The sequence below is a fragment of the Leptotrichia sp. oral taxon 498 genome, from assembly GCF_002240055.1.
GTDB classification, from domain to species: Bacteria; Fusobacteriota; Fusobacteriia; order Fusobacteriales; family Leptotrichiaceae; genus Leptotrichia; species Leptotrichia rugosa.
Map to the genome: position 1 here is coordinate 900,931 of NZ_CP016753.1, position 26,257 is coordinate 927,187.

Below are 26,257 nucleotides of genomic sequence, written 5' to 3' on the forward strand. Positions count from 1 at the left end.
ATGAAAAAAAGCTTAATGACTGCAATATTTTTTCTTTTAGCGATTGGAGTAGTCGGGAATAGTGCTAAAAAGATTGATGTAAAAACAAGAAATTTTAGGAAGGTAAGTGAAAAGTCCGTGAAATTACCGAATTATGATGGAGTAAAGAAAATCAGTATTTTTGTAAAAGGTTTTGAAAGTGGGCCTACAGTGAGTAAAATTATTTTGCAAATGGATGATTATCGAATTACTGGGCTTGATAAAAATAATTGGAAGGTCAAGACTAATGGAGTTGAGAGAAAGGTAACTAATGTATATATTTCAGATGATAAGGGGGAAAAAGCCTTTGATACTGGAATTGTTACGCTTGAATTGGAAAATGTATTTAATCAGAAGACTTTGGAATACGAAGGCTCACCGTTTTCATTTAATATTAAGAAATTTTTTAATGAATGGGCGAAAGAATATGTTGTAGAAATTGACGGGAAAGTTACTGTTGATGGGAAAGATTATGCGATTAATAAAAAGGAAGATGTAATTAATAATCGTGTTTCAAGTGATACAGCATTATTTAATTACAGAAGTTCATTTAGTGGAAATTACAAAAATCCGATTACTAAAAAGATGGAAAATTTGAAATTGGAAATGGCTGCATATGAGCCTGAAAATTTGAAAAAAGGTGAGACAAAACCATTAGTTATTTGGCTTCATGGACAAGGTGAAGGTGGAGATGATCCTGATATTGACATTTTGGGAACAGAAACTTCAGCACTTGCGAAAGAGGAAATTCAGAAATATTTTACTACGAGTGGAACTGATACGAAGGGAGCATTTGTGCTAGCTGTGCAGTCGCCTACTTACTGGATGGACGAAGGTGACGGGACAAATGGTAACGGAAGTGGAATTTCACGATATACTCAAATTTTGATGGATACAATTAAAGAATATGTGAAACATAATCCATCTGTTGATACAGAAAGAATTTATCTTGCTGGAGATTCAAACGGCGGATATATGACAGTAAATATGATAATTAATTATCCAGACTATTTTGCAGCGGCTGTACCAATTTGTGAGGCGTATGCTTATTATGAATATGAGAGAAATGCTGACGGAACTTATAAAACAAATGATATTGAAGTTTCTGCAGGCGGGGAAAATAGTGCAGTTTCAAAATTTAAAGAAACAAAGAAATTATGGGTAACAAAGGAAAAAATTCAAAAAATGAAAAAAACGCCAATTTGGTTTATCGCAGCGGCAGATGATAGAATTGTAACGCCGCAAAAGTTTTCGCTTCCAACATACAGAGATTTATTGAAGGCTGGAGCAGATAATGCGTGGTATTCGTACTATGAAAATGTGATAGGGACAGATGAGCCAAATTCTAGATTTCCAGGACATTTTTCGTGGATATATTTTTTAAATAATCAAGTGGAAGGTGTGCAAAATCGAGAAAAAATAAAAAATTCTAAAGATGAGTCAACTTTTGGTTTTGAGCCAAGCAATTCTGGGAAAGGTGGAAACAAGAAAGCTCAGTTGAAAGGAAAGACATTTGAAAATGTGTTCGAGTGGATGAATTTTCAGAAAAAAATAAAAAACAGATAAAAGTTTAGAGAAATTTAGAAAGGAGCTGTCTTTTTCAGAAAAAATTAAATATTTGCAGTAACTTTTTTAAATTTATGTTATTATTACCTTGCATAGTAAAAATGATTTTTTCTAATTAGGCGAGATATTTTAGTATATCATTTTTACTATGTTTTTTAATGCATTTTTTTGTTACACTTAATTATACAATGTACTTTCAAAAAAAATTAAAAAAAGTGTTGACAAGATAAAAAATATATGATATACTAACTGGGTAGTTAGGAATTTTGAAAAAAGATTATGCCTTGGTGGCGAAATCGGTAGACGCACAGGACTTAAAATCCTGTGGAATATTATTCCGTGCCGGTTCAAGTCCGGCCCGAGGCACCACAATCATATTTATGCGGGAGTAGCTCAGTTGGTAGAGCGTCAGCCTTCCAAGCTGAATGTCGCGAGTTCGACCCTCGTCTCCCGCTCCAAAGTATGAGCCATTAGCTCAGTCGGTAGAGCACTTGACTTTTAATCAAGGTGTCACTGGTTCGATCCCAGTATGGCTCACCATTTTTACCATATGTGCCTGTAGCTCAGTTGGATAGAGCAACGGCCTTCTAAGCCGTGGGCCAGGAGTTCGAATCTCTTCAGGCACGCCATATGGATCCATAGCTCAGCTGGTTAGAGCACTCGGCTCATAACCGAGCGGTCGCTGGTTCAAGTCCAGCTGGATCCACCATTTGAATTTTATGCGGTCTTCGTCTAGTGGTTAGGACTCCAGGTTTTCATCCTGGCAACAGGGGTTCGACTCCCCTAGACCGTACCATTTTTTTTAAAAACCATATTAATATGTGGTATTTTTTTTGAAGTAATTATAATATAAATTTTTAAGTTGTGGGTGGATGTCCGAACGGCTAAGGGACCGGTCTTGAAAACCGGCGAAATCGCAAGATGTCTGGGTTCGAATCCCAGTTCACCCGCCATATGCCCAGATAGCTCAGTCGGTAGAGCAAGGGACTGAAAATCCCTGTGTCCGTGGTTCGATTCCGCGTCTGGGCACCATTAAATTCAATAATTTGTATTTTAAGTATGATGTTTTATAAAAACATCTTTTTTTTTATTTGTTGAAAAAAAAAGGGAAATACGATATAATAAAAAAGGGTTAAAAAATTGAGGGGATTGTAATGGAAGAAATTTTAAAAAAAGATGAAGAAAAAGAAAAAGGGCATCGCAAGCGGTTGAGAGAAAAATTTTTGACTGTTGGAACTAAAGGGCTTCAGGATTATGAAATTTTGGAATTGCTCTTGACTTATACAATTGTGCGAAAAAATTGCAGGGGGATTGCTAAAGAATTGCTTTTGAAATATGGGGATTTGTATTCTATTTTGAAGCAATCTGGCGAAGAATTGCAAAAAAATAAAAATGTGACAGAAAGAGCTGTCGTTTTTTTGAAATTGATATTTGAAATAATTGAAAATGGGTTGTATAAAAAAATTTATAACAAAAGAATCGAAATATCCAGTAATACTAAATTATTAAATTATTTGAGTTGTTCTCTTTTAAAAAGGGATGTTGAAGTTTTTAAAGTTTTATTTTTAAATAGTCAAAATGAATTGCTGAAAGAAGAAGAGTTATTTTTTGGGACTTTGGATAGAAGTACAGTTTATATCAGGGAATTGATAAAAAAGATATTAAATTATAATGCAAAATCAATAATTATTGTCCATAACCATCCATCTGGATCGTTAAAGCCATCAGATTCAGATATTTTTTTGACAAGAAAGATAAAAGAACTTTTTGACAAGATAGAAATACAGCTTTTGGATCATTTGATAATTAGTGAGCGGGGATATTTCAGCTTTTTAGAAGGTGGAATATTGTGAAAATAATAAATATAAAATTTAGGAAAACTAAAAAAGTTTATCCGTTTATAATTAATGAAGTGGAAAATTATAAAAAAGGAGACTATGTCTTGGTTGATACCATTCGGGGAGAGCAGATTGGGATTGTTTTAGATGCTGTGTTAAATCAGGAAAAGATTTTGGAGGAAAAAGAAGAACTTAAAATGCGTGAAGTTAAGCGAAAATTGAATGAAAGTGAAATAAATAAACTTACGGAGCTTGATAAAAAGGCAGACGAGGCTTATTTTATATGTAAAAAAATTGTAAAAAGATTTCTTCCTGAAATGAATCTTGTAATTGGCGAGTATACTTTTGATGAAAATAAGCTAATTTTTTATTTTACAGCGGAAAAAAGACTTGATTTTAGGGAATTGGTAAAAGAAGTGAACAGAACTTTTAAAAAGAGAGTGGAGTTTTATCAAATTAAAGTAAATGATGAAGGTCGTATCTTATCAGCATTTGGAAAATATGGAAGAGAAATTTATTGGTAAAATTATATACTCAAACCTATTTAAAATTAAATTATTAAAAATTATATAAATCTAGGAGTTGAGTAAAATAGTCATAGTTTTTGAGTTCGGTTTTAAAACAGTTTTACTATAAAATAAAAAATTAAAAAAGATAAAAATTAGAAAATATCTAAAATTTATCTTTTTTTATTTTTATGTTAAGAAAAAATTGTTTTTTATAAATTTAATTTTTATGTATTTTTATTTTTCATAAAAATTTTAATTATTTATTATTAAATTTTCCACATATTTTTTTATAATATTTTGTGCTTTCTTGCAAATTTCGTCATAACTGCCAGCTGGCTTAAATTTTTCTAGTACCGCAACTTCAATTTTTTTCGGTCTTGGAAATTTCATATATCTCGAATATGCGTTAAATGCGCCTTTTATCCCAAGGCACTGAATATCTACACCCATTTCTTTAGCTATGATTGCGAATACTTTTTTAAACTCGGCAACTTTACCATCTTTTGTCCTTGCACCTTCAGGGAAAATTAGCACACTTTTACCACTTTTTAAATGTCCAACAATCTCTTCCACGCTTTTTCTTATATTTTTGTTTATGTCAACTAAAATAACATTTCCATGGTTTACAAGAAGTTTCATAAAACCTTTTTTAAAATACCAGTCAATTGCTAAAAATAAAGTGTTATTTAATATTTTTCGTGGAAGCAGAGTTCCTAATACAACTGGATCAACAAAACTTTGATGGTTTGAGACAAAAATTTGAGGTTCTGCCGTAAGATTTTTTTTATTTATTTTTTTTGTCCTAAAATACAAATCAACTATTGGTTGAAGTGGTTTTAAAATTTTTGTAACCCAACGATTTTTATTGTCAACAATCGGTTTAGTTTCATCAATTATCTTTTTCCAGTCAACTTCATTATCTTCAATTTTTGTAGCTTTTTGGTTGATATATTCAGAAAGCAAAAGCAAATTAGGCATTTTAGAAAACTCATCTTCATCCAGTCTAATTCCAAAGTTACTTTCAATATATGCAAAAAATTCGACGATGTCAAGTGAATCCATTCCAATTTCAAGTTCCAGATTTTCTTGTGGCTGTGGAGCAATTCCCTTATTCTTTTTGACATATTCTTTTAAAATTCTGTAAATTTCGTTATCTGGCTCGATTACTTTTTCTTTTTTATCCGTTTCACCTTTTTCGTATAAGTCAGGCAACATAAATCTTCTTGTTTTTCCAACTCGAGTTTTTGGCAATTCATTTTCAAAAAGTTTATAATCCAGTATTTTTTCATAGTTATGAGCTTTTAAGTTGTAGTCTTCAACAATATTTTTTATGTAAGTTTTTGTGTTTGTAATATTTCTTTTTCTAAATTCCAATAAATCTGGAACAATTATTGCCGCAAGTTTATTTTTATGATTAAAAATTCCGATTTCCTTTATAAGTCCGTCACTTTTTTTTAGAACTCTATCTTCTAGGGTTTCAGGATCAATATTTTTACCATTCGATAAAACAATCATCGTATTTCGTCTTCCACGAATTGTAATAAATCCTTCGTCGTCAATTGTTGCCAAATCCCCTGTTTTAAACCATCCATCTTCAGTAATCACTTCTTTTGTTTTTTCCGGTTTATTGTAATAACCTTTCATCACAATTGGTCCTTTTACCATAAGCTCTTCATTTTCAATCTTTACTTCGACATTAAAAAGTTTTTTCCCAACGGTTCCAATTTTTCTCTCTTTTTTAGAATTTACTGCTATAACTGGCGAAGTTTCAGTAAGTCCGTAACCCTCCAGAGAATAAATTCCCAAAGTTTCGTAAAATCTTGAAATTTCAGGATCCATTTTTGCTCCACCGACGACGATGAAATCCAAACGTCCTCCAAATTTTTTGTGAACTTTTGCGAATACTTTTCGTTTTAATTTTATAGAATTTGAGTTTTTCATAATTTTGTAAATAGTTCTTGTTAAAAATTTTGCATTAATTTGCTCCATAACTCCATCATAAAATAATTTAAACACTCTTGGAACCCCAATTAGCGCTGTAACTCTATTTTTTTCAAGAGCTTCGAAAATCTCTTTACTTGCAATTTTTTCCACAAAAACGATGGAAGTCTGATATTTTAACATCAAAAGCACAGTCGCTGTAAGTGGCAAAATGTGGTGAAATGGAAGCAGCGCCAAAATTTGGTCACGGTAGTCAAAAATTCCTTTTTCATAAATTCCTTCCATTTCAGAATTTAAGTTATCAAATGAGAGCATAACTCCCTTGGGATTTCCAGTCGTTCCAGAAGTGTAGAGCATAGCAGCAGTTTCATTTCCAGTCGGATTATTTAACTCAAAATCTGAATTTCTTATAAAATTTAACTTTTCTTCTGAGATTTTAACTTTATCAACATTAATTATTTTTATTTTATCTTTAAATTCATATTGATTGACAGCATCAATTATATTTTTTTGAGTCTCATCAGAACACAAAATAATATCAGGATTTGCGTCATTTAACACATACAAAATTTCTTGAGGGTTGCTATTCGCATCAAGTGCAATTCCCGCCGAATTTTTATCCCAAATAGCCATAAATCCATAAATCCACTCGGGACGATTTTCCATAATTATAAGTCCAAATCTGTCTTTTTCTAAATTTATTACATATTCTGAAAAATATTTAATATTATTTATAAGCTCAGTATAATTTATATGTCTATTTTTAAAATCGACTAAAGCAAGTCTGTCCGCTCTTTGTAAAAACATATATTTTCCTCCTCTTTTTAGATAAAAAAATTATATCACATTTTGGGTTGATACGCTATTTTTTTCTATTTTGGAGATAGTGTAAAAATTTTAGGGGCATATTTTGATTATAGGATGTTATTTTGTTTAATATAGTTTTTTATTGTTTTAAATAAGGGGAAAGGACCGCCATTTCCCCTTATAATCCCCACGCTCGTCTAAGCATTTTTTGAAGCAAAGCCGAAACTCACTTCGTTCAGACAGTCGTCTTTACTCCAAAAAAATCACAACATCTTTTGTATAGCACTTCTGCATAAAAAAGAAAAAAATGTTATTTTAATAATTTTATGGGTTGAATAAGAAATCTAAAATAGAAGTTTTTATTTACTCCTAAATATTTTACTCTATTTATTTACATAAAAAAATTGCTTTTTTTCCATAACTGTGGTAATCTTTGGGTATAAAAATTAAGTGAAGGGAAGTAAAGAAATGAATTTTAATGACTACAAATACGAACATATAGAAGTAGAAAAAATAAAAGATGAATTTTCTGAAAATATTAAAAATTTTGAAAATTCTAAAAACATGGAAGAACAATGTGAATATTTTGACAAAATTATAAAACTTAGAAATTATGTGGATACGATGCAGACACTTGTGTCAATTAGACATAGCATTGATACAACTGACAAATTTTACGATAAGGAAAACGAGTATATGGACGAAATTAGTCCAATTTTATTTGGTTTTACAAATGATTTTTATAAAGCGCTTGTAAATTCTAAATTTAAAAAAGAGCTAATCCAAAAATACGGAAAATTTTTGTTTGACCTGGCTGAAAATACGCTAAAAACATTTTCTAGCGAAGTTATCCCAGATTTTCAGGAAGAAAATAGACTTACAAGTAAATATGAAAAACTTATCGCAAGTGCAAAAATTGAGTTTGACGGAAAAGAGCTAAATTTGTCACAAATGGTGCCTTACACTCAGTCGAAAGACAGAAATGTGAGAATTGAAGCGGCTAAAAAAGTTGCTAATTTTTTCTCTGAAAATAAAGAAGAATTTGACAACATTTACGACTCGCTTGTAAAAGTTAGAGATAAGATGGCAAAAAAATTGGGTTACAAAAATTATGTGGAATTTGGCTACAAAAGATTATCTCGACTTGAATATGACGCAAAAATGGTCGCTGGATACAGAAAACAAGTGTTAGAAAACATTGTGCCAATTTATACAGAACTTAGAAAAAGACAGGAAAAAAGATTGGGTGTAGGAAAATTGAGATTTTATGACGAAGCGATAAAATTTAATTCTGGAAATGCCGATCCGCACGGATCACCTGAATGGATTTTAAATAACGGAAAAACAATGTATAAAGAATTGTCCAAAGAAACCGACGAATTTTTTACATTTATGACTGAAAATAATTTACTTGACTTGCTTTCAAAAAAAGGAAAGATGAGCGGTGGATACTGCACCTACATTCCAGATTACAAATCGCCATTTATTTTTGCGAACTTTAATGCGACCTCGCACGATGTCGATGTTTTGACACACGAAGCCGGACACGCTTTTCAAGTTTATCAAAGCCGTGGTTATGAAGTTCCAGAATATTTGTGGCCGACTTACGAAGCCTGTGAAATTCACTCGATGAGCATGGAATTTTTAACTTGGCCGTGGATGAATTTATTTTTTGAAGAAGATACCGAAAAATACAAATTTATTCATTTATCAGAAGCGCTTTTATTCATTCCATACGGAGTAACTGTGGACGAATTTCAGCACTGGGTTTACGAAAATCCAGAAGTTTCGCCACAGGAAAGAAGAGAAAAATGGCTTAAAATTGAAAAAAAATATCTTCCTATAAGAGATTATGGAGAAGTCGAAGAATTAAAAGACGGAATTTTCTGGTTTAGACAAGGACACATCTTTTCATCGCCATTTTACTACATAGATTACACTTTAGCACAAGTTTGTGCATTCCAGTTTTGGATAAAAGCCAATGAAAATAGAGAAAAGGCTTGGAGTGAATATTTAAATTTATGTAAATTAGGTGGAAGTAAACCATTTTTTGAGTTGATGAAGTCGGCAAACTTAAAAAATCCTTTTGAAAAAGGCGTATTAGCTGAAGTTGTGCCAAAGATAAAAGAATATTTGGACAGTATTGATGATATGAAATTATAAATAAAATATATTAAATTATAAAAAAAATATATAATTAAATAATTATTTTTTACTTGCATTTACAAATGTTTAGTGGTATACTAATTGTAGATACAAATATGAGAGTTGAAAAATATAATAAATTATGGAGGAAAACGTATGATATACGAAAATATTATTGATTTAATCGGAAATACACCAGTTGTAAAATTAAATTTTTTAAAAGGTGATGATGTTGCTGATATTTATGTAAAATTGGAAAAATATAATATCGGAGGAAGTGTAAAAGATAGAGCAGCTCTTGGAATGATTGAAGCTGCGGAAAAATCTGGAGAATTAAAACCAGGTGGAACAATTGTAGAACCAACATCAGGAAATACAGGAATTGCATTAGCAATGATAGGGAAAGCAAAAGGTTACAAAGTTATAATTATTATGCCAGATTCAATGAGTATTGAAAGAAGAAGTATTTTATCTGCTTACGGAGCTGAATTAATCTTAACTGAAGGTGCTAAAGGAATGAAGGGTGCAATTGCAAAAGCTGAAGAACTTGCAAAAGAAAATGGATATTTCTTGCCACAACAATTTAAAAACCCTGCAAACCCTGCAAAACATTATGAAACAACAGCAAAAGAAATTTTAGATGATTTTCCTGTACTGGATGCTTATATTTCAGGAGTTGGAACAGCTGGAACTCTTGTTGGGGTTGGAAAAAGATTGAGAGAAGAAAGACCAGGAACAAAAATATATGCTGTAGAACCTGCTTCATCAGCTGTGTTATCAGGAGAACAACCTGGAAAACATCTGCAGCAAGGACTTGGAGCTGGATTTGTTCCTGCCAACTATGACAGCAGCGTAGTCGATGAAATTATAAAAACAACAAATGAAGAAGCTGTGGAATTTTCAACAAGAGCTGCCAAGGAAAACGGATTATTCGTTGGGATTTCTTCGGGAAGTGCAATAGCTGCAGCGTACAAAGTTGCTAAAAAATTAGGAAAAGGTAAAAAAGTACTAGCCATACTTCCAGACGGTGGGGAAAAATATTTATCAGTGGATGCATTTAGAAATAGTTTACAATAAAAAAAAGAAAAGAGGGAGCATATTTTTGCTTCCTTGATTTTAAAAAATATATAAAATATGAGAATAGTTCAAGTAGTAATAAAATTATTTACTTGAAATTTTTTTATAAATTTTATAAAATTAAATATATAGAAAGCTAAAAAAACTAAAAGAAGGAGGAGTTTGCCATTTTTAAGCAATTAAAAGAAGAATTTGACAATATCGCTCAAAAAGATCCAGCGGCCAGACATAAATTGGAAATTTTATTATATCCGTCGCTACATGCAGTAATAAATCACAAAATAGCGCATTTTTTTCAAAAGAAAAAACTTTTTTTCTTGGCTAGACTTTTTTCTCAAATTTCAAGATTTTTTACTGGAATAGAAATTCACCCAGGAGCAACTTTAGGAAAACGAATTTTCTTTGACCACGGAATGGGAATTGTAGTTGGAGAAACTGCTGAAATTGGTAATGATTGTGTAATTTATCACGGTGTGACTTTAGGTGGAGTGACGACTGAAAAAGGAAAAAGACATCCTACATTAAAAAATAATGTGACAGTCGGTGCGGGAGCAAAAATTTTGGGAAATATAACAGTTGGAAACAATGTAAAAATAGGTGCAAATTCTGTCGTTTTAAAAGATATTCCCGACAACGCCGTAGCTGTTGGAATTCCTGCCAGAATTATTCAAAAAGCCGAAGAGGACTTTTTTATGTGGCATATTTAGTTTGTAAAAGTAAGTTTTAAAAATAGGGAATATTGAGATTGAAGTTCGATATTCTCTCTATTTTTTTATTTTAAAATTACCCATAAAAAATTTTTTGGATAAAAATAAAAAAAGTGTTGACAAAATTATTTTTTTTTGGTATACTTGTGAAGTCGTAAAAAAAAAATTATAATTTGTTGGGCTGTCGCCAAGCGGTAAGGCACTAGACTTTGACTCTAGCATGCAATGGTTCGAATCCATTCAGCCCAGCCATTTTTAAAAATTTAAAATAGTTATTTATACGAACTGTCTGAAAAGGCAGTTTTTTTTTAATATTTCATAAAAAGAATTAAAATATTGAAAAATAAAAATAAATTTGATATAATTGTTAGACAAAAAGAATAAAAATTAAAATAGCGCTAGTCCTTTTTTAAAAGGAGACGAGGAAAAAGAGTTATCGAAATTTCAGCGGATGCTCTTTAGGTTATCACAACCTAAATAATATACAAAAATTATAAGAAATTATAAAACAAAAATATTATAGTGATTATTCTTTTTGAATTTTATATTTGTAAAGGAGAATGCTATGTGTGGAATAGTAGGTTACATTGGTTCACAAAATGCTCAGGATTTTGTAATTGATGGATTGGAGAAATTGGAATATAGAGGATATGATTCAGCTGGAATTGCTGTAAATACTGGAAAGTCAGAATTTAACATTGTAAAAAAAGTTGGAAGACTAAAAAATTTGGAAAATGCTCTAAAGGAAAATCCTTTGGAAGGAAATATTGGAATAGGGCATACGAGATGGGCAACTCACGGGAAACCATCTGACATAAATTCTCATCCACATTTCAACAAGGATAAAACTTTGGTTGTAGTTCACAATGGAATCATTGAAAATTATTTGGAACTAAAAAAAGATTTAATTGCCAAAGGATATGAGTTTGTTTCTGAAACTGATACGGAAGTTGTAGTACATTTGCTAGATAGCCTTTATGAAGGTGATTTATTAGAAGCTGTAAAAAAATTGCTAAAAATTATTAAAGGTGCGTATGCGCTAGGAATGATGTCAATTTCAGAACCTGACAGAATTATTGCTGCAAGAAAAGAAAGTCCATTGATTGTGGGACTTGGAAAAGGAGAAAACTTTATCGCTTCTGACATTCCAGCAATTTTGAAATATACAAGAGATGTATATTTAATTGAAAATAATGAAATTGTAGAAATAAAAAAAGATTCTGTCAAAATAATGGATGTAGATGGAAATGAGATAAAAAGAGATATAACACATGTTGGGTGGGATTTGGAAGCAGCTTCCAAAGGTGGCTATGAATATTTTATGGAAAAAGAAATTCATGAGCAGCCAGAAGTGCTTGTAAAAACTTTAAACAGCAGAGTTGATGAAAATTATAACATTAATTTTGATGATGCGGGGCTTACAAAGGAATATTTGAGCGGAATCAATGATATTTATATCGTGGCTTGCGGAACTGCTTATCACGCTGGGCTTGCTGGAAAGCATATTATTGAGAAAAAAACAAGAATCCGTGTGGATGTTGAAATTGCGTCAGAATTTAGATATAGAAATCCTGTGATTGATGAGAAGACGCTGGTTATTGTATTAAGCCAGTCTGGAGAAACTTTGGATACACTTGAGGCTATGAAAGAAGCGAAAAAACATGGAGCGAGAGTTGTTGCAATTACAAATGTAGTTGGTTCTTCGATAGCAAGGGAAGCGGATCACGTAGTTTATACTTGGGCAGGACCTGAAATCGCTGTTGCTTCTACAAAGGCATACACGACTCAAATGGTAATTTTAAACTTGATGGCAATTGATTTTGCATACAAATTTGGAAAAATTACAAAAGATGAAGCAGTTGAAGATATTAAAAAATTGTATGATGTGGAGCAAAGTATTCAGAAAATGCTGGAGTATGACGAAAAAATAAAAAATGCCGCAGACAAGATTAAAGATAGCGAAAGCATGTTCTATCTTGGACGTGGGCTTGACTATGTAATCGCTGTGGAAGGTGCATTAAAATCCAAGGAAATTTCGTATATTCATTCGGAGGCATTTGCTTCAGGGGAATTGAAACATGGTACAATTGCACTTATTACAGACGGAGTACCAGTTGTTGTAAACGTTACACAGTCTGGGTTGTTTGAAAAATCAGTATCAAATATTAAGGAAGTTACGTCAAGAGGAGCCTACGTTATCGCAATTGCAAAAGAAGGAAACACAGTTGTGGAAGAAGTGGCGGATGAAGTGTTCTATATTCCAGATGTAGAAGATGATTATGCAGGATTTCCAACAATCGTTATCCATCAGCTATTAGCATACTATTTATCAAAATTAAAAGGAAATGATGTGGACAAACCAAGAAACTTGGCAAAATCAGTAACTGTAGAATAAGATAATTATCTAATAATTATAAATAATAATGAAAATGGAGGAAAAAATTATGAAATTTGATGATTTGAAAAAAGGAGCGGAAGACGCTTTAAAGAAAACTGAAGATGGAGCAAAAAATTTAGCTGATAAGGCTGCTGAAAAAGCAAAGGAAGTTGCAGGAAGCGAAGTTGCTCAGAATATTAAAAAAGGAACAGAAGAAGTTTTTGAAAAAACTGTGGAAGGCGCAAAAGATTTAGCAGAAAAAGCTTCAAATAATAAAATTGTTCAAGATGTGAAAAAAGGTACTGAGGAAGCAGTAGACAAGACAGTAGAAGGAGCTAAGGGCTTAGCAAATAAAGTTACTGGTGTATTTAAAAAATAGTAATTTTATAAGATTTACATAGAAGAACAAGAGTAATAAAAAATTAAGGGTTATCTTTTTATAAGATAGCCCTTTTATGAACTTAATTTATATAATTATTTTGAAATTTTATACATTTGTCTGTAATTTTCTAATTTTTCTTCAAGTTCAGCAACTCCCCATTTTCCATTGTCTTTTTCCAAATAAATTGTAGCTTTTGAAGATGAATATTCTTGTGTTTGTTCCAAAGTTTTTTTCACAGTTTCAAACATTTTTGTTGTTATTTTATCAAAAATTTCATCTTCTGACAGATTCTTCAATTCTTTTTTGCTTATAAAATCTTCGTTTGTCATTAATTCAAATATTTTTTTGTAGCTTCCTGCCACATCTGGCATTTTTATATTTAATGTAACTTCTGCGACATCGTTTGTAACATATCTTATTTTTTCAACTTCAATTTTATTGTTATTTAACACATAATCAAACGTATCGCTAGAAAATTTTTCCATCTTTTTTTGATAATTTTTAAACATTTGTTTATTAGTTTTAGATGTTTGTAATTCTTGGTTCATCATTCGGGAAAGCATTGATTTTGTTCCAATTGATGCTCCTTGTAAAATTAAATTATAGTCTCTTTTAGCTGCAATTTCGATTTCTTTATTATTCTTATCCAGTTCTTGCTGTGATAAAGTGACACCTTTTTTTTGAATAACTTTATAATTGTCTGAAAATAGCTGGATTGACAAAGTTAGTAAGAGAAAAGTTAGTAGCTTTTTCATAAATAATCACTCCTTTAAATTTTATTTTCTAATGTCATTTTAACATATTTTTTTAGAAAATGTAAAATTTTTATTTAACATAATATTTCTTCCCATAACTTTGCATAAGTTCCAAAATAGGCAGCAAATCTTTTCCTTTTTCAGTGAGAACGTATTCTGTCTTTTTTGGATAAACATCATATTCCCTTTTTTCGATGAGTTTTTCTTCGATTAAATAGTTTAGATGCTCAATAATCATTTTTTCGTTACTGCCTTTTATTTGATTTTTGAAATCTTTTGTTCTGACTTTTCCGTGTCTTAAAAGCCATAATATGATGACTGTCCATTTTTTTGATAATATTTTTTGAGTTAATTCCAGCGGACAAGTGTAAATTTTTTCTTCCATATAAATTTTCCTTTCGATGAAATTATTTGAAATTTTAAAAAATACCAAATAATCTTCATTTTACTATAATTCTTTTAATTTTTCTATATTTTTTTAGAAATTTTTATAAAATACCACACTCGAATTAGCAGTCCTCCTGTCCAGCCTATCGGTGCGGCAATCCAAATTCCGTTATAGCCTAACGACGTTTTGGAAAGTAAAATGGCTAGAGGCACTTGAAACATACAAAATGAAGTGATAGAGGCTATTAGTGGAACTAAGGATTTTCCGTAACCTAGTAGCAACCCATTTAGTATTTGCATTGTGCAGAAAATTACGTAAAATGCTGAAATTATACGTAAATATTGATTTCCTATAAAAATCACCTCGGGATTTCGGTTAAATATTGAAATAAAGAATGCTGGAAAAATAAAAATAATAATTGAGATTATGATGGAAAATGCGATTCCTAAAATTAGGCTATCTTTTCCACCTGTAATTATTCTATCCATTTTTTTGGCTCCATAGTTTTGGGCTGTAAAAGTCATCAACGCCTGTCCTAAATTTATGGATGGCAATTCTGCAAAGGAGTCGATTCTGGAAGCAGAAATAAAAGCTGCAATACAGTCTGTTCCAAATCCATTTACAAGAATTTGAATAACAATAAATCCTAGGCTGATTAAAACTTGCTGTAACATTGCTGGCATTCCAATAATCAGTATTTCTTTTAAAATATTAAAATTTAAGTTGAAATAATGTTTTTGAAAAATTAGATTCGGATATTTAAATTTTATGTAAAATAAGCAAAGAAAAAAAGAAACAAACTGTGAAATAACAGTTGCAATTGCAGCTCCAGCAACTCCAGAGTTTAGTACTGCTACAAAAAATATATCTAAGATAATATTTAAAATTACGGAAGTAATTAAGATGTAAGTCGGCGTTTTTGAATCACCTACGCCTTTTAGTGTGTTTGTAAGAGAATTGTAGCCAAAAGTTGGAACAACTCCAATAAAAATAATTTTTAAATAGAGATTTGCCTCCAGTAACAATTTTTGCGGAACATTAATTAAAATTAAAATATTGTTTGACAGTAAAAAACCTAGTGTTGTAACAATAAGAGATAAAATTATGGAAAAAATAAATCCTGTATTTGCCGTGATTTTCAAATTGTCCATATCTTTTGCACCAAAATATTGGGAAATTAGAATGCTTGTCCCTAATGAAATTCCTATTGAAACAGCTATTATAAGTACATTAATCTGATAACTTGAGCCTACAGCCGCAAGGCTTTCCTTTCCTAAAAAATTTCCCACAATGATTGTGTCTGAAATATTATAAATCTGCTGAAATAAATTTCCTATTAAAATTGGTAAAGAAAAATAAATTATAGTTTTTAATTCGTTTCCTTTTGTTAAGTCTTTCATCTTTATTTTTTCTCCTTTTTTTCTTTATCTGCCTCTTAATTGATATTTTAACATTTATTTCATTTGATATGAATAACATACTTTTTTGTAAGTAAAAATTTTAGTAGTATTTTTATTTGAAAAAAATATATTTTTTTGATATACTTAAAATGTAAAAAAATATTTTATAGATTTGAGGAGAAAAAAAGATGAAATTAGAATTTAGTTATAAATTTGCAAAAAATTTTTTTGATGAAAAAGAAATTACTCAACTAAAACCATTTGTAGAATTGGCAAATGAAGTTTTAGTAAACAAGGAAGGAGCGGGGAACGATTTTTTAGGTTGGACAACTTTACCTTGCGACTATGACAAAGAAGAATTTGCTAGAATAAAAAAGGCTGCCGAAAAAATTAAAAATAATTCAGAAGTGTTGGTCGTAATTGGAATTGGTGGTTCTTATTTGGGAGCAAAAGCTGCAATTGAATTTTTATCACACAGTTTTTATAATAATTTACCAAAAGAAAAAAGAAATACCCCAGAAATTTATTTCGCTGGAACAAATATGAGCGGAGTTTATTTGAAACACCTAATTGAAGCAATTGGAGACAGAGATTTTTCAGTAAATATTATTTCAAAATCTGGAACAACAACTGAACCAGCAATCGCTTTTAGAGTGTTCAAAAAATTGTTGGAAGAAAAATACGGAAAAGAAGGTGCAAAAGAAAGAATTTTTGCCACTACTGATAAAGCAAAAGGAGCATTAAAAACATTAGCTACAAGTGAAGGATATGAAACTTTTGTTGTACCGGATAATGTTGGAGGAAGATTTTCTGTTTTAACAGCAGTTGGACTATTGCCAATCGCTGTGGCTGGAATAGACATTGATGAGTTGATGCGAGGAGCGGCTGATGCTGTAAAAGATTTTTCTAGCAAAAAATTGGAAGAAAACCAAGCTCTGCAATATGCAGCTGTTAGAAATATTTTACTTAGAAAAGGTAAAAGTGTGGAATTGATGGTCAATTATGAACCAAGATTACATTATTTCGCTGAATGGTGGAAACAATTATTTGGAGAATCTGAAGGAAAAGATGGAAAAGGACTTTATCCATCATCAGCTGATTTTTCAACTGATTTGCACTCTTTAGGACAATATATTCAAGAAGGTCAAAGAGTATTCATTGAAACTGTTGTTTCAATTGACAAACCATCGGTTGAATTTGAAATTGAAAAAGATGCAGAAAATTTGGATGGATTAAATTTTGTGGCAGGGAAAACTTTGGATTATGTAAATAAAAAAGCGAGAGACGGAGTTATTTTGGCTCATGTTGATGGTGGAGTACCTAATTTAGCGGTAAATATTCCTGAATCAACTCCTTATCATTTAGGATACGCTTTTTATTTCTTTGAAAAAGCATGTGGAGTAAGTGGATATATATTGGGTGTAAATCCATTTGATCAACCAGGAGTAGAAGCTTACAAGAAAAATATGTTTGCATTGCTTGGAAAGCCAGGATATGAAGAAGCGGGAAAAGAATTGGAAGCAAAGTTAAAAGAAATGGAATAAATAAAAGATTTTTTTAAAAAATAAATGTAGTAAAAAAGGGTTATTTTTTAGTAAAAGAAAATTAAAAAATAACTTTTTTTTAATTATTTTAAAAATAACTTGATTTTTTATAAAAAAGATGTAAAATATATTTGGATAGATGTAATATTAATTTTAAAATTGGTTTAATTATTAAATTGTTTATCGAAAAATTTAATTGAAAGTAATTTAAAGATAAATAATAAAATATATTTATGAGAAATGAATAAAAGGAGTTAGCGGTGACAAAAGAGAATTTATGGAAAAACTATTCCGAAGAAAAAAAATCAAAAGTATTTGAGTTTGCCGAAGGGTATAAAAAATATTTGAATTTGGCAAAAACGGAAAGAGAATTTGTTGTAGTAACAGAAAAGGAACTTAAAGAAAATGGTTTTATTGATATAAATGCAAAAGAAACTTTAAAAGAAGGAGATAAAGTTTATTTTAACAATAGAGATAAAAATATTATTGCAATAATTATTGGAAAAGAAGATATAAAAAATGGAATTAATATGGTCGTTTCGCATTTGGACTCTCCTAGACTGGATTTGAAACCGAATCCGATTAAGGAAGTAGAAGAATTTGCACTATTAAATACACATTATTATGGAGGAATAAAGAAATATCAATGGGCTTCAACTCCACTTGCATTACACGGAGTAATTTATCTAAAAGATGGTAAAAAAGTAACTTTATCAATTGGAGAAAAAGAAAAGGAACCTGTATTTTGTGTACCTGATATTTTGCCACATTTAGCTCATAAAGTACAAGGAGAAAGAAAAACGGCAGAAGTAATAAAGGGTGAGGAATTAAAACTGCTTTTCGGGAATACGCCTGTAAAGAACAAAGATATTGATAAAAAAGTGAAACAATGGGTTTTAAACAAATTAAAGGAAAAATATGGAATAGAAGAAGATGACTTTTTTACAGCAGAGTTAGAAATTGTTCCAGCTGGTAAATTAAGAGATGTAGGTCTAGATGAAACTATGATAGGTGGTTATGGACAAGATGACAGAATTTGTGCATATACTTCGCTAAAAGCGTTATATGAAGTTAAAAATCCTAAAAAAACAGTTATGGTTTATTTGACTGATAAGGAAGAGATTGGAAGTGAGGGCTCAACGGGATTAAAATCGACATTACCAGAATATATTGTAGGAAAAATTTTGTCAATGACAGAGAAAAATTATAATGACCAAATTTTAAGAGAAACATTGTGGAACTCAAAAGCATTGTCATCAGATGTGACGGCGGCTATAAATCCAGTTTTTTCTTCAGTTCACGATTTAGATAATGCGGCGAGATTATCTTATGGAATAGCTTTTGCAAAATATACCGGTAGCGGAGGAAAGTTCGGATCGAGTGATGCTGACGCGGAATTTATTCAAGAAGTTAGGAAAGTTTTCGAGAAAAATGCCATAGAATATCAGATTGGAGGGTTTGGAAAAGTAGACGAAGGCGGTGGAGGAACTGTTGCAAAATTCTTGGCTTATTATGGAATAAGGACAATAGATGCAGGACCTGCACTTATATCTATGCATTCGCTATTTGAGATTTCTTCAAAAGCTGATTTGTATGAAACATATAAAGCGTATAAAGTGTTTTTTGAAATATAAAGGAGAATATAAATGAGCTATAGAATAGATATATACAAAGATAATAAGTTTTATAAAAAAGCCGATTTCAGAGAAAAGGGAGATAAACTTCTAATTTATAAATGGGAAAATGTTGATAAGGGAAGTTATTTTTTTGAAATAAAAGATGAAAACGACGAAACCTATGGGGTTACTTATAGTCACACAGCTCCATTTGCTGAAACTTTTGAGGCTGTTGTCAAAAAAAGTGTCCCTTCTAAACCAATAACAGGTTTTCAAAAAGGTGTCGACATTTTAATTATATTTGTACCAGAAGAAAAGAAATTTATTTTAAAAAAGATGAAGTTTTATAAGATGAATTTAAATATAGCTGAATTTGGATTGAGTGAAGCTAAGAATATAAAAATTGCAACAAATTACGACGGTTGGAGATTGGAAGACGATCCAATAAGACAGCTTGACAAGACAAATTATGAAGTAATTTTAGCAATTCCTGAGGGAAGTTACGAATATAAATATGAAATTGATGGAAAATGGTATCCTGAAGGTGCGAATAGAAAATTAATAATTGGAGAAAATGGAGATTTATTTGCCAAAGGAGACTTGGGAACTGGAAAATTTGTGTATGAAGCAATTGACAAAAATGTTAATTTAAAAGCGATTGCACATAACTACAAAAGTTTACAGTATTTTAATAAAATTTCTGATAGGGAATATGAATTTAAGCTTAGAACGCAGATGAATGATGTTGAAAGAGTTTATATAAGCATAGTCTTACATGAAGAAGACAACTATGAAATGATTTATGAGCTTGAGAGATTTCGTGACAGGACAAATGGATTTGATTATTTTGAGAGAATTATAGATTTTGGTAAAAAAGTTGATAAAATTCGTTATTACTTCATTTTGGAAGATGGTGGCGTAAAAGCTTATTTTAACGGGAAAATTCTGGATTATAAAGTGCCGCCTAAAATTGTAATTGATACAAAATCAGATGACATTCAAATTTTTAGTATTCCTGACTGGGCTAAAGAAGTTATTTGGTATAATATTTTTCCTGATAGATTTTATAATAAAAACCATTATAATGATCCTGTTTTTAATGAATTTGGACCAGAAGTATTCAAAAAAAATGAACTTCACGAACAAAACTTTATAGAAAAATATAGATGGGGAAAAGTTAATAATTTATATGGAAAATTTGACAGAAACCGTTGGACAGCTGATTTTAAGGATAAAGTTGGCTGGGAGAGAGTCGGGGAGCAAAATATAGATTATAGCTTAAAATATGCTAGAATGTATGGTGGTGATTTGCAGGGAATAAAAGAAAAGATACCGTATTTGTTGGAATTAGGAGTAACCGCAATATGGTTGAATCCAGTATTTTTTTCATATCAAAACCACAAATATGGAGCAAATGATTTTAGACATATTTCACCAGATTTTGGAACTATTAAGACGAGTGGAAAAGAATACGGTGTGAGAATTAACAAAGAAAATAAATTTGGGAATAAATCTTATGTTGATGTACTTAGATCAAATGTAAAAAATAATAGTGAACTGAAGTTATTACAAGTAAATTTAAAAGGAGAAAACAGAGGTAAAAACGGCTATGGTGAAACTGAAGATCCGGCGACTTGGGTTTGGACAGAATCAGATTTGATAATGGTTGATTTAATAAAAGAGTTGCATAAAAATGGAATAAGAGTTATATTTGACGGAGTTTTTAACCATAGTAGCGATAGACACTGGTCATTTAATATTGTAATGGCACAAGGGGAAAGTTCAAAATATAAAGATTGGTATAAATTTACTGATTTTAGTGGTCATGTTCCAGTAACTGATGATATGACTGATGAACAAGCTTATGAAACGCTTATAATGAATAAGAAAAAAGTAGGTTATAACGCTTGGGCAGGATTTTATTCACTTCCAGAATTTAATACATTTAATCAGGAATACAAGGACTACATTTTTAATATCACGAGAAAATGGATGTATGGTCCAGATGGAGTTGAAAGTGAAGATTGGAGACAGGACGACGGAATTGATGGATGGCGATTAGATGTGCCAAATTGTTTGGAAAATCAAGGATTTTGGAATGAATGGAGAAAAGTTGTAAAAGAGAGCAAAAAAGATTCATATATAACAGCAGAATTATGGGGAAATGCTTCAGCTGATATAAATAACGGAAATAAGTTTGACACAGTCATGAATTATGAGTGGCTAAAAACTGTAATTGGTTTTTTTGTAAACCAAAGTAGCCAAGGTGGAGATCGATATAAGTTAAAGGCACAGGATTTTTTTAACGAACTTCGGGAAAAGAGCTCTTGGTATCCGTATCAGGCACTTCAAGCCAGTCAAAATTTAAATGGTTCTCACGATACGGATAGACTTTATTCAAGAATAGTGAACGATGGAATTGGAAGAAATCTGGAAGAAGGAAAGCAGTTGGAAAAAGGTTATAACAGCATAAAACCGTGTCTTGCAGGAAATTATCATCCAAATACAACAATTGACTGGAGAAATAGCGAAATTAAGCCGAAAGACATTTTAAAATTAATTTCAATTTTCCAAATGACTTATATTGGAGCACCGATGTTATTTTACGGCGATGAAGTTGGAATGTGGGGAGCAACTGATCCATATTGCAGAAAACCTATGTTATGGGAAGAATTTATTTATGATGATGAAAAAAATCCATCATATATCAATCAAAATGAAGTTTATCCGCAAGAAGTTGATAGAGATTTGTTTCAATGGTACAAAAAATTAATAAGAATAAGAAAAGAAAATAAAGTTTTAGTCTATGGAAAATTTAAAGAAATAATGGCAGACAATGAAAAAGATGTCATTGTTTATGAAAGAATCAATGACAGGCATTCAATAATTGTCATAATTAATAATTCCTTTTATGAACAAGAAATTGAATTTTCAACTGATTACTTAGACGAAAGATTTATAAATTTGATAAATGGAAATACATTTCGTTCTACTAGTAACGGAAAGATAAAATTAAAATTAAAGCCAAAAGAAGGGAAAATTTTAAGAAAAGGGCATAAATGAGAAGATTGGAAGAAAAAAAAGTAAATTTCCGATTTGCGACAGCTGAAGATGCCAGTAAAATTTTAGAAATTTACAAATATTATATAGAAAATACAACTATAACTTTTGAATACGACGTACCAACATTTGTGGAATTTAAAGAGAGAATAAAAAATACTCTGCTTGAATATCCATACATTGTCTGTGAATATAAAAATGAAATACTAGGTTATGCCTATGCTCACAAAGTTTGGATGAGAGCTGCATATCAGTGGGATGCGGAGCTTTCTGTTTACATAGATAAAGATTACACAGGAAATGGATTAGGAAAAAAATTATATAAAATATTAATCGAAATTTTAAAATTGCAAAATGTCGTAAATGTGTATGGCTGCGTAACTTATCCAAATGAAAAAAGTGATAAATTACATGAAAGTTTTGGCTTTAAAAAAGTTGGAATTTTTGAAAATTCAGGCTATAAATTTGGAAAGTGGATAGGCGTAACCTGGTTTCATAAAGCAATTTTAGAGTATGAAAAAAAACCACGAAAATTAAAAAAAATATCACAAATTGACAAAGAAAAAATAAAAATGATTTTTTTTAACAAATAAAAAACGTTTTTAAGAGAGAATAAATTTGTGCAATAAATAACTTGAAAATTAGATTAAAGAGTGATATAATTTTAGTGGAAAATAAAATAATAAATATAATAAATTTAGGAGGCACTAATGGCTAAGAAAACTTTAAAAGATTTAGACGTAAAAGGAAAAAAAGTATTAGTAAGAGTTGATTTTAACGTACCTATAAAAGACGGAGTTGTTGGTAACGATAATAGAATTACAGCTGCATTACCTACATTAAACTATATTTTAGATAATGGTGGAGCAGTTATTGCTTTTTCTCACTTGGGAAAAGTTAAAACTGAAGAAGATAAAGTTTCAAAAACATTGGCACCTGTTGCTAAAGTATTGGCGGAAAAATTAGGAAAACCAGTTAAATTCGTACCTGTAACAAGAGGGCCTGAATTGGAAAAAGCGGTTGCAGAATTGAAACCTGGAGAAATTTTAATGTTTGAAAACACTAGATTTGAAGATTTGGATGGTAAAAAAGAATCTAAGAATGATCCTGAATTAGGAAAATACTGGGCATCACTTGGAGATTTATTCGTAAATGATGCATTCGGAACTGCTCACAGAGCTCACGCTTCAAATGTAGGAATTGCATCAAATATCAAAGAATCAGCAGTTGGATTCTTAATTGAAAAAGAAATTAAATTTATTGGAGGAGCTGTTGATAATCCTGAAAGACCATTAGTAGCTATTTTAGGTGGAGCAAAAGTTTCTGATAAAATTGGAGTTATTGATAACTTGTTAGAAAAAGCCGATAAAGTAATTATCGGTGGTGGAATGATGTTTACTTTCTTAAAAGCTTTGGGAAAAAATACAGGTTCTTCATTATTGGAAGCTGATAAAGTAGATTTAGCTAAATCATTGATTGAAAAAGCTAAAGCAAAAGGTGTTGAATTATTGTTGCCAGTAGATGCTGTTGTAGCTCAAGAATTTAGCAATGATGTACCATTTAAAACAGTTTCAGTGGATGAAATTGAAGATGGATGGATGGGATTAGATATAGGTGAAAAATCTGTAGAATTATTCAAAAAAGCTTTAGAAAGTGCTAAAACAGTAGTATGGAATGGACCTATGGGAGTATTTGAAATGTCTAATTTTGCTAAAGGAACAATTGGTGTTTGTAAAGCAATCGCTGAATTGAAAGATGCTAAAACAATTATTGGTGGAGGAGATTCTGCGGCAGCAGCAATTCAGTTGGGATTTGCTGACAAATTCTCTCATATTTCAACAGGTGGTGGAGCTTCATTGGAATACTTAGAAGGAAAAGTATTACCAGGTGTAGCGGCTATTTCAGAAAAATAAGATGAAAGATAAAAAATAAAGTTTGTTATTATATATAATTTTTTCATTTTAACAATATCTAGCAAGAAGTCTCCCTCTTCTACAAGAGGGAGATGAATTGCAGAACATAACTTGAAATAATAATTATTATATGGTATAATCTCGTACATCAGGGCAGGGACTGCCCGAAGAGCTTGGTAAATATATTTGGCTAACAGAAGCAGATACTTCCCAAGAAGCTCCCACTTCTAAAAGCGGGAGTAGTTCACTTATGGCTGTTTCTAAAATTTACTATTTTGGGAACGGTCATTTTTTATTAAAAAAATTTAGATAGGAGAACTATGGCTATTGATATTATTAGAATTCTAGCTTTTATTTTTATTGTATTGCTTCATACAGTAAATATTCAATACGGGATAAATATATGGATTTTGTTATATGGCGTAATTTCTATAGGGGTTAATTTGTTTATAATGATTAGTGGGTATTTGCTTCTAGATAAATCAGAAAAAATGTCAGTTTTTTTTAAAAAAAGAATTAGGGGGTATTTCCACTTTTCATATTTTTCAATATAGTTTATATTTTTGTAAATAAAGTAAAAATAATGCCAGTATTACAAGGAAAAGAAATTGTAGCTCCACATTTTTGGTATATTTATATGATTTTGGGTCTTTACTTTATCACACCTTGGCTTCAAAAAGTTCTGAAATTTGCTAAAAAAGAAACTTTTATAATATTAATTTTATGGTTTTTATGTAGCATTTTAAATCCACATTTGATAAAATTTGATCTTCCAAGAATTCCATTTTCACATTTTCCAATAACAGAATTTATAGGCTACTATATTTTGGGTTATTACATAAAAGTCGATAGAAATAAAATAAAAAAAGTACCTTTTTCTATAATAATTATAATTTATTTAATCGGATTTTTTATAAGTGCAATTTCCACAAAATATGTTTTATTAAAAACAGGAAACAGAATCAGCGACTTTTTTGATAAAAATTCACTTGGAACATTTTTTATGACAGTTTCATTTTTTACTTTTTTTATAAAACTTGATTTTAAAAATAGAAATGAAGCAGTTAAAATTGTCTCAAATTCAACATATTTTGCATTTTTAGTACATTTATTAGTTTTAAAAATTGTTGTGAAATTTAGTGATGAAATGATTTTTAAATCTTTTACTACAGTGATTATCAGTATTTTACTTGGAATAATTTATGAAATATTTGTAAGAAAATTTTTTTTAAAAATAAAATTATAAATTTTATAAAAATATTGTTTTAAATATAAAAATATTTTATTTACAAAATAACATTTATTACAAAAAAGGTTGATTTTTTCTCAAATTAAGGGTATTATTTTAGAGTAGTATGATTTTGTAATCATATTTATTTTAGTGTAATTTAAAAAAATATGGACAACAAAACTTGTCTATATTATAGAAGGAGAGAAAATGAGTATAAAAAAAGATTGGGCGGCAAAAGTCGTGAAAAGAGAAAAAGTTGCAAATAAAACTTATGAGCTGACTGTTTCAAAACCTGAAGGATTTAAATATGAAGTGGGGCAATATGTTAATTTTAAATTTCCGGAACCATATTTTGAAACTGAAGACAATATGATGAGACCACTGTCTATTGCTTCACATCCTGAAGAAGATGTACTAAAATTCGTAGTTCGTGAAAGTGAAAGCGATTTTAAAAAGATGTATAAAGAAATTAAAACGGGAGATCCTGTTTCACTTTTTGGACCACTTGGAAACTTTATTCCAGTAGAAATTCCTAAAGATCAAAATATAGCTCTTTTAATTTCAGGAATTGGAATTGCGCCAGTATTGCCATTTTTCAAAAAATTAAAAGATAAAAAACATGAAGGAAAAATTAAATTATTTTACAGCAATCGTACGCCTGATATTGTAACTTATGACAAAGAATTGGAAAATTATCCACTTGGCGATAATTACGAATATATAAAAGTTTTGACAGGAGTTCAAAAAAGAATTGATGGAGATTTTATTGAAGCTCATGTTGGAGATCTAAATGACTATGTTTATTATATCGTAGGAACTAAAGAATTTATTAAATCAATGAGAGTGGCATTAAAAGATAAAGGTGTTGACAATAAAAAAGTAAAAATTGATAATTTTGGATAAAAAAAGAAGGTTGTCGAAAAAGACAGCCTTTTTTCTTTTTATTGATTTTTTGAATAAATATTTTTTATGAGATTATTTCA

At 30.4% G+C, this 26,257-nt stretch carries 20 protein-coding genes and 9 tRNA genes; 25 read left to right on the forward strand and 4 right to left on the reverse strand.

Translation table 11 applies throughout. From position 1 onward, the window contains the following. The 11 genes from BCB68_RS04325 (at position 1) to ricT (ending at position 3,946) form a co-directional block, all read left to right on the forward strand. Positions 1-1,584: a prolyl oligopeptidase family serine peptidase gene (locus BCB68_RS04325; protein ID WP_094079675.1), complete on the forward strand. Its 1,584-nt coding sequence runs from the start codon at positions 1-3 to the stop codon at positions 1,582-1,584. Between the two features lie 281 nt (positions 1,585-1,865). Further along, a tRNA-Leu gene (locus BCB68_RS04330) sits at positions 1,866-1,953 on the forward strand. A 13-nt stretch (positions 1,954-1,966) separates the two neighbouring features. Beyond that, positions 1,967-2,042, forward strand: a tRNA-Gly gene (locus tag BCB68_RS04335). A gap of 6 nt (positions 2,043-2,048) precedes the next feature. Next, a tRNA-Lys gene (locus tag BCB68_RS04340) sits at positions 2,049-2,124 on the forward strand. A gap of 12 nt (positions 2,125-2,136) precedes the next feature. Next, positions 2,137-2,213, forward strand: a tRNA-Arg gene (locus tag BCB68_RS04345). 3 nt (positions 2,214-2,216) lie between these two features. After that, positions 2,217-2,293 (forward strand) — tRNA-Ile (locus BCB68_RS04350). A gap of 12 nt (positions 2,294-2,305) precedes the next feature. Continuing rightward, positions 2,306-2,380: transfer RNA gene (locus tag BCB68_RS04355), tRNA-Glu, on the forward strand. 70 nt (positions 2,381-2,450) lie between these two features. Further along, a tRNA-Ser gene (locus tag BCB68_RS04360) sits at positions 2,451-2,537 on the forward strand. 3 nt (positions 2,538-2,540) lie between these two features. Further along, positions 2,541-2,616, forward strand: a tRNA-Phe gene (locus tag BCB68_RS04365). Positions 2,617-2,738: 122 nt separating this feature from the next. Continuing rightward, a complete protein-coding gene (gene radC, locus BCB68_RS04370; protein WP_094079676.1) occupies positions 2,739-3,437 on the forward strand; it encodes a RadC family protein in 699 nt (232 codons plus the stop codon). Further along, on the forward strand, positions 3,434-3,946 hold the full coding sequence (gene ricT / locus BCB68_RS04375) for a PSP1 family protein (protein WP_094079677.1): 513 nt from the start codon (positions 3,434-3,436) through the stop codon (positions 3,944-3,946). Before radC ends, ricT begins: the two co-directional genes overlap by 4 nt. A gap of 237 nt (positions 3,947-4,183) precedes the next feature. On the opposite strand, the gene BCB68_RS04380 is transcribed toward ricT, so the two are convergent. After that, positions 4,184-6,679, reverse strand: coding sequence for an AMP-binding protein (locus BCB68_RS04380; protein ID WP_094079678.1), 2,496 nt, complete (start codon positions 6,677-6,679; stop codon positions 4,184-4,186). A 468-nt stretch (positions 6,680-7,147) separates the two neighbouring features. Here BCB68_RS04380 and BCB68_RS04385 point away from each other — a divergent pair, with 468 nt between their 5' ends. The 6 genes from BCB68_RS04385 (at position 7,148) to BCB68_RS04410 (ending at position 13,364) form a co-directional block, all read left to right on the forward strand. Continuing rightward, positions 7,148-8,842 carry a M3 family oligoendopeptidase gene (locus BCB68_RS04385; protein ID WP_094079679.1) on the forward strand — a complete coding sequence of 565 codons (1,695 nt, stop codon included), beginning with the start codon at positions 7,148-7,150 and terminating at the stop codon, positions 8,840-8,842. A 138-nt stretch (positions 8,843-8,980) separates the two neighbouring features. After that, positions 8,981-9,901 carry a cysteine synthase A gene (gene cysK, locus BCB68_RS04390; protein WP_094079680.1) on the forward strand — a complete coding sequence of 307 codons (921 nt, stop codon included), beginning with the start codon at positions 8,981-8,983 and terminating at the stop codon, positions 9,899-9,901. A 167-nt stretch (positions 9,902-10,068) separates the two neighbouring features. Continuing rightward, positions 10,069-10,608: a serine O-acetyltransferase EpsC gene (gene epsC, locus BCB68_RS04395; protein ID WP_094079681.1), complete on the forward strand. Its 540-nt coding sequence runs from the start codon at positions 10,069-10,071 to the stop codon at positions 10,606-10,608. Between the two features lie 177 nt (positions 10,609-10,785). Continuing rightward, positions 10,786-10,860, forward strand: a tRNA-Gln gene (locus BCB68_RS04400). A 313-nt stretch (positions 10,861-11,173) separates the two neighbouring features. Further along, positions 11,174-13,003, forward strand: a complete 1,830-nt coding sequence (glmS, locus tag BCB68_RS04405; RefSeq protein ID WP_094079682.1) for a glutamine--fructose-6-phosphate transaminase (isomerizing) — start codon at positions 11,174-11,176, stop codon at positions 13,001-13,003. A 49-nt stretch (positions 13,004-13,052) separates the two neighbouring features. Further along, on the forward strand, positions 13,053-13,364 hold the full coding sequence (locus BCB68_RS04410; protein ID WP_068155935.1) for a hypothetical protein: 312 nt from the start codon (positions 13,053-13,055) through the stop codon (positions 13,362-13,364). A 95-nt stretch (positions 13,365-13,459) separates the two neighbouring features. On the opposite strand, the gene BCB68_RS04415 is transcribed toward BCB68_RS04410, so the two are convergent. The 3 genes from BCB68_RS04415 to BCB68_RS04425 form a co-directional block, all read right to left on the reverse strand. Then, the gene (locus BCB68_RS04415) at positions 13,460-14,122 is read right to left on the reverse strand and encodes a hypothetical protein (RefSeq protein WP_094079683.1); all 663 of its coding nucleotides are present in this window, start codon (positions 14,120-14,122) and stop codon (positions 13,460-13,462) included. A 70-nt stretch (positions 14,123-14,192) separates the two neighbouring features. After that, positions 14,193-14,507 carry a winged helix-turn-helix transcriptional regulator gene (locus BCB68_RS04420; protein WP_094079684.1) on the reverse strand — a complete coding sequence of 105 codons (315 nt, stop codon included), beginning with the start codon at positions 14,505-14,507 and terminating at the stop codon, positions 14,193-14,195. Positions 14,508-14,590: 83 nt separating this feature from the next. After that, a complete protein-coding gene (locus BCB68_RS04425; RefSeq protein WP_094079685.1) occupies positions 14,591-15,910 on the reverse strand; it encodes an MATE family efflux transporter in 1,320 nt (439 codons plus the stop codon). 188 nt (positions 15,911-16,098) lie between these two features. Here BCB68_RS04425 and BCB68_RS04430 point away from each other — a divergent pair, with 188 nt between their 5' ends. From BCB68_RS04430 to BCB68_RS04465, 8 genes are all read left to right on the forward strand, one after another. Next, positions 16,099-17,454 carry a glucose-6-phosphate isomerase gene (locus BCB68_RS04430; protein WP_094079686.1) on the forward strand — a complete coding sequence of 452 codons (1,356 nt, stop codon included), beginning with the start codon at positions 16,099-16,101 and terminating at the stop codon, positions 17,452-17,454. A 260-nt stretch (positions 17,455-17,714) separates the two neighbouring features. Continuing rightward, positions 17,715-19,088: an aminopeptidase gene (locus BCB68_RS04435; protein ID WP_094079687.1), complete on the forward strand. Its 1,374-nt coding sequence runs from the start codon at positions 17,715-17,717 to the stop codon at positions 19,086-19,088. Positions 19,089-19,100: 12 nt separating this feature from the next. Then, a complete protein-coding gene (locus BCB68_RS04440; protein ID WP_094079688.1) occupies positions 19,101-22,133 on the forward strand; it encodes an alpha amylase N-terminal ig-like domain-containing protein in 3,033 nt (1,010 codons plus the stop codon). Next, a complete protein-coding gene (locus tag BCB68_RS04445) occupies positions 22,130-22,723 on the forward strand; it encodes a GNAT family N-acetyltransferase (protein WP_094079689.1) in 594 nt (197 codons plus the stop codon). The genes BCB68_RS04440 and BCB68_RS04445 overlap by 4 nt, the downstream gene beginning before the upstream one ends. A 117-nt stretch (positions 22,724-22,840) precedes the next feature. Continuing rightward, positions 22,841-24,043, forward strand: coding sequence for a phosphoglycerate kinase (locus BCB68_RS04450; RefSeq protein WP_094079690.1), 1,203 nt, complete (start codon positions 22,841-22,843; stop codon positions 24,041-24,043). 320 nt (positions 24,044-24,363) lie between these two features. After that, positions 24,364-24,597, forward strand: a complete 234-nt coding sequence (locus BCB68_RS11045; RefSeq protein WP_094079691.1) for an acyltransferase family protein — start codon at positions 24,364-24,366, stop codon at positions 24,595-24,597. Positions 24,598-24,626: 29 nt separating this feature from the next. Next, positions 24,627-25,289: an acyltransferase family protein gene (locus tag BCB68_RS04460; protein WP_094079692.1), complete on the forward strand. Its 663-nt coding sequence runs from the start codon at positions 24,627-24,629 to the stop codon at positions 25,287-25,289. Between the two features lie 192 nt (positions 25,290-25,481). Continuing rightward, the gene (locus BCB68_RS04465; RefSeq protein ID WP_094079693.1) at positions 25,482-26,177 is read left to right on the forward strand and encodes an FAD-dependent oxidoreductase; all 696 of its coding nucleotides are present in this window, start codon (positions 25,482-25,484) and stop codon (positions 26,175-26,177) included. Positions 26,178-26,257: the final 80 nt, after the last annotated feature.

Bases quoted from the DNA above. Each gene is read 5' to 3' on its own strand.
- BCB68_RS11045 (WP_094079691.1), top strand. From the start codon at position 24,364: ATGGCTATTGATATTATTAGAATTCTAGCTTTTATTTTTATTGTATTG.
- BCB68_RS04440 (WP_094079688.1), top strand. From the start codon at position 19,101: ATGAGCTATAGAATAGATATATACAAAGATAATAAGTTTTATAAAAAA.
- BCB68_RS04410 (WP_068155935.1), top strand. From the start codon at position 13,053: ATGAAATTTGATGATTTGAAAAAAGGAGCGGAAGACGCTTTAAAGAAA.
- BCB68_RS04420 (WP_094079684.1), bottom strand. From the start codon at position 14,507: ATGGAAGAAAAAATTTACACTTGTCCGCTGGAATTAACTCAAAAAATA.
- radC (WP_094079676.1), top strand. From the start codon at position 2,739: ATGGAAGAAATTTTAAAAAAAGATGAAGAAAAAGAAAAAGGGCATCGC.
- BCB68_RS04325 (WP_094079675.1), top strand. From the start codon at position 1: ATGAAAAAAAGCTTAATGACTGCAATATTTTTTCTTTTAGCGATTGGA.
- BCB68_RS04415 (WP_094079683.1), bottom strand. From the start codon at position 14,122: ATGAAAAAGCTACTAACTTTTCTCTTACTAACTTTGTCAATCCAGCTA.
- BCB68_RS04450 (WP_094079690.1), top strand. From the start codon at position 22,841: ATGGCTAAGAAAACTTTAAAAGATTTAGACGTAAAAGGAAAAAAAGTA.
- cysK (WP_094079680.1), top strand. From the start codon at position 8,981: ATGATATACGAAAATATTATTGATTTAATCGGAAATACACCAGTTGTA.
- BCB68_RS04380 (WP_094079678.1), bottom strand. From the start codon at position 6,679: ATGTTTTTACAAAGAGCGGACAGACTTGCTTTAGTCGATTTTAAAAAT.
- BCB68_RS04385 (WP_094079679.1), top strand. From the start codon at position 7,148: ATGAATTTTAATGACTACAAATACGAACATATAGAAGTAGAAAAAATA.
- BCB68_RS04430 (WP_094079686.1), top strand. From the start codon at position 16,099: ATGAAATTAGAATTTAGTTATAAATTTGCAAAAAATTTTTTTGATGAA.
- glmS (WP_094079682.1), top strand. From the start codon at position 11,174: ATGTGTGGAATAGTAGGTTACATTGGTTCACAAAATGCTCAGGATTTT.
- BCB68_RS04445 (WP_094079689.1), top strand. From the start codon at position 22,130: ATGAGAAGATTGGAAGAAAAAAAAGTAAATTTCCGATTTGCGACAGCT.
- BCB68_RS04460 (WP_094079692.1), top strand. From the start codon at position 24,627: ATGCCAGTATTACAAGGAAAAGAAATTGTAGCTCCACATTTTTGGTAT.
- BCB68_RS04425 (WP_094079685.1), bottom strand. From the start codon at position 15,910: ATGAAAGACTTAACAAAAGGAAACGAATTAAAAACTATAATTTATTTT.
- BCB68_RS04465 (WP_094079693.1), top strand. From the start codon at position 25,482: ATGAGTATAAAAAAAGATTGGGCGGCAAAAGTCGTGAAAAGAGAAAAA.